At 41.6% G+C, this 3,772-nt stretch carries 3 protein-coding genes; 2 read left to right on the top strand and 1 reads right to left on the bottom strand.

The annotated features are described in order from the left end of the window. The coding region (locus DBR11_RS29195) for an isopenicillin N synthase family oxygenase (RefSeq protein WP_233260957.1) at window positions 1-962 on the top strand (962 nt) is incomplete at its 5' end. An 89-nt stretch (window positions 963-1,051) separates the two neighbouring features. On the opposite strand, the gene DBR11_RS29190 is transcribed toward DBR11_RS29195, so the two are convergent. Continuing rightward, on the bottom strand, window positions 1,052-2,887 hold the full coding sequence (locus DBR11_RS29190) for a serine hydrolase (RefSeq protein ID WP_108556037.1): 1,836 nt from the start codon (window positions 2,885-2,887) through the stop codon (window positions 1,052-1,054). A 156-nt stretch (window positions 2,888-3,043) separates the two neighbouring features. Here DBR11_RS29190 and mutL point away from each other — a divergent pair. Then, window positions 3,044-3,772 (top strand): DNA mismatch repair endonuclease MutL (mutL, locus tag DBR11_RS30490; RefSeq protein ID WP_233260956.1); only part of this gene is annotated, 729 nt, incomplete at its 3' end.

Below are 3,772 nucleotides of genomic sequence, written 5' to 3'. Positions count from 1 at the left end.
TGTCAACACCTTATATACCTTGTCTGGACCTGGGGTCTTATATCAATGGAACAGAAGAGCAGCGTAAAAAGTTTTCCGATGAACTTGGGAGAGCTTTTAACGATTCGGGTTTTGTAACGATTACCAACCATGGCGTTAGTCAGGAGCTGATCGATCAGCTCTATGAAAATATCAAAGCGATGTTTGCGTTATCTCCTGAACAAAAAAGGAAATATGAAAAACCAGAACTGGCCGGCCAAAGAGGTTATACCAGTCCGGGTAAAGAAACAGCAAAAGGTGCTAAAACTGCGGATTTAAAGGAGTTCTGGCAAATTGGGCAGGAGGTGACTGATGGTGACGCAATTAAGAAGGAGTATCCGGATAACGAATATCTGGAAGAGCTTCCTGCTTTCAATACAGTAACCCGTGAGATCTATCAGAAACTGGAAAGTAATGGGAAACATCTATTGAGAGCTATCTCTACTTATTTGGGTTTGCCAATAGATTATTTTGATCAATATGTACACAACGGAAATTCCATTTTAAGAGGTATTCATTATTTTCCTATTGAAAATCCAGAGTCAATTCCTGATGATGCGGTTCGTGCAGGTGCACACGAGGATATCAACTTAATTACCCTTTTGATTGGTGCAAGTGCAGATGGGCTTGAAGTCTTGACACGCAGCAACGAATGGTTACCAATTAAAGCACATCATTCAGATATCGTGGTTAATGTTGGTGATATGTTGCAGCGCTTAACGAATAATAAATTGCGGTCTACCACACACCGGGTAGTGAATCCACCACGTGAACTGATGAAAACTTCCCGTTTCTCTGTTCCATTCTTTTTACACCCAAGGTCAACAATGGATCTTACCAGTCTGGCATCATGTATTGATGCAGAACATCCAAAGGTTTATGCTGATATGACTGCTGGTGAATATCTTGATGAAAGACTGAGAGAAATCGGATTAAAAAAATAAATCACGAGATTTTAATAAAGTAAAAAGGCGAATAAGATTAATGGTTCTTATTCGCCTTTTTGTTTTTTCTGCTGATGAGAACAGGAGACCTAGTTTTTACTTTTGTCTATCGCTTTGTTGATTACATCCTGTATTCTTCCTCTGATCTTCAGTCTGCTTAGGGTTTCTGTTACTCCCGGGTTTACCCGGTTTGATAAGAACACATATACTAGTCCCCTGGATGGATCTACCCATACACAAGTTCCCGTGTAACCTGTATGGCCGTAGGTCTGAGGAGAAGCCAATTCAGAAGGGTAATGCTTTGATAGATCTGGATCCCATCTGTCAAATCCAAGACCTCTTCTGCTTACATTAGATTGTTTTGCTGTAAACATATCAACAGTTTCAGGTTTGAAATATTGAACACCCCCATAAGTACCCTTGTTTAACAACATCTGATACATGATGGCCATGTCATTTGAACTTGCAAATAAACCTGCATGGCCAGATACACCTCCAGCTAGCGCAGCACCCTGATCATGGACATATCCCACAAGTAAGGTTTTTCTGAAATAAGTGTCGTTTTCAGTTGGTATAATCTGGTCTTTAGAGAAGCGGTTGCGGGGTAGAAAGCCTGCAGTCTGCATTCCAAGGGGCTCATAGAAGTTTTCTGCGACGTATTTGTTTAAAGGCTCGCTACTAATGCGCTCCACAATGTCCTTCATAACATACATGCTGATGTCACTATAGACATAAGAACCCCGTGTTTTAATTGGTGCATTCAGCATTTTGGGCCACATCACATCTTTAAAATAATCTTTGCGGACATAGTAGCCATCGGCCACTTTAGTGGGGAAGATCGCTGAAGAATCCGTGCTGTGATCGGTAGGTTTTATGAAGTCATGGAAGGGTATATAAGGGATAAAGCCAGCCTGATGAAGCATAACTTCTCTCACCTGGATCGGATTCATTGCTGTGGTTCTGGCCTTCGGGATATAGGCTCCAATATTGGTGTCCAGTTTTAATTTATTTTGCTCGTATAAACGCATTACAGCAGGCGTTGTTGCTGTAATTTTGGTTACTGATGCCAAATCAAAAATGTCAGATATCTTGTCTGGAAGTGCAGTGCTGTCGTAAGTATGTTTGCCATAGGCCTTGTTGAAAATGACTTTGCCATCTTTGGCTACCATGACAACTAGTCCTGGGGTTGCTCTGGCATTAATGGCTTCAGCAGCGATACTGTTGATCTCTGAAAGATCATCTGCGTTGACACCGGCATCTTCAGGAAGGGTATACTTCAGTCTTGTTGCCGTTGTTGAGTAGCCCGATCCTGTTGTGTATTTTCCTGAATAAGTGAAAGAAAGTTTATTGTTTAACGGTATGCCTCCAAAAATCATTTGAGGTGCAATGGCTGCTGCGCCGATGTCCTTTTGAGCTGTCCACAATACAGGTGCTTCAGTGTTGTCCAATGAGCGAAGGCTATTGCCATCACCGAAAAGTGAAACCACCACCTGCTTATTTTTGCTGAGCAGGTTGATGAAATTCAGGTAACGTGGATTTGAGGCATCTTGATCTGTAATTGAAACTAATATAGTGTTGAAATATTTAAGGTCGTCTTCTAGGTCGTTTAGTGTTGGGGAGTCCTTATAGCTGTCTGCCGAAAATGAGGTGATTTTTGCATATTTATTCAGTAAGCTATCTACAACGTTTTGGTAGTTAAAGCCTAGGTTAACAGAGGCAATGTTCTTTTTCTCCAGAGACGTTAGTGGAATGCTATTTTGTTGGTTGTTGAGCAAAACCGCGCTTCTGATAATGGTATTTGCATTTGCGAGTAAAGCTTCATTTTTTTTGTGTTCCTGGGCGCAGGCGCTCAAAGTAGAACCAGCAAAAAGATAAAGACATAATGTTTTGAGCAGTTTTTTCGTTCTAAGGTAGTTTCTGTTCATTTGGATAGGGGCTAAGACGGGTTGTTTTTGAAAGTAGATGAGCATAAAGATATAAAAATCAAATACTGACTTCGTCATTTAACATTCAATTATAAGAAAAGAGATCAGTTTAAGGCTTATTTTCGCTAAATTAGCAACCTTTACCGGAGAATATAAATGTCAGATATTATACAGCTTTTACCCGATAGCGTTGCCAATCAGATCGCAGCAGGAGAGGTGGTTCAACGCCCCTCATCGGCCGTAAAAGAATTGATGGAGAACGCCATAGATGCAGGGGCAAACAAAATACAGCTTATACTAAAGGATGCAGGAAAAGCATTGATCCAGGTTATTGATAATGGATGCGGGATGACTGTAGCCGATGCAAGAATGTGCTTTGAACGGCATGCGACCTCTAAAGTGCGCAAAGCTGAAGATCTTTTTGCAATACGTACTATGGGGTTCAGGGGAGAAGCTATGGCTTCTATTGCTGCCATTGCGCAGATAGAAATGAAAACCCGCAGACATGAAGATGAAATTGGTACCCTGATCGAGATTGAAGGGTCCTCAATTATTAAACAGGAACCGGTGGCTTGTTCAGAAGGAACCAGCATCAGTGTCAAGAACCTATTCTTTAATACGCCCGCCAGACGAAATTTTCTAAAGAGCAACCCTGCAGAGATGCGCCATATTCTGGATGAATTTCAGCGGGTTTCTCTTGCTAACCCCGGTATAGCTTTTAGCTTGCATCACGATGGAGCAGAGATATACCGCTTGCCGGCATCTGCATTGAAACAGCGGATCATTCACTTGTTTGGAAATAACTATAATGAGAGACTGATCCCGGTGGAGGAAGAAACCTCCATCATCAATCTTAAAGGGTATATTGGTAAACCGCAATTCGCA

Source organism: Pedobacter sp. HMWF019, assembly GCF_003061025.1.
GTDB lineage: Bacteria > Bacteroidota > Bacteroidia > Sphingobacteriales > Sphingobacteriaceae > Pedobacter.
This window is presented reverse-complemented; position numbering and strand designations above follow the sequence as displayed.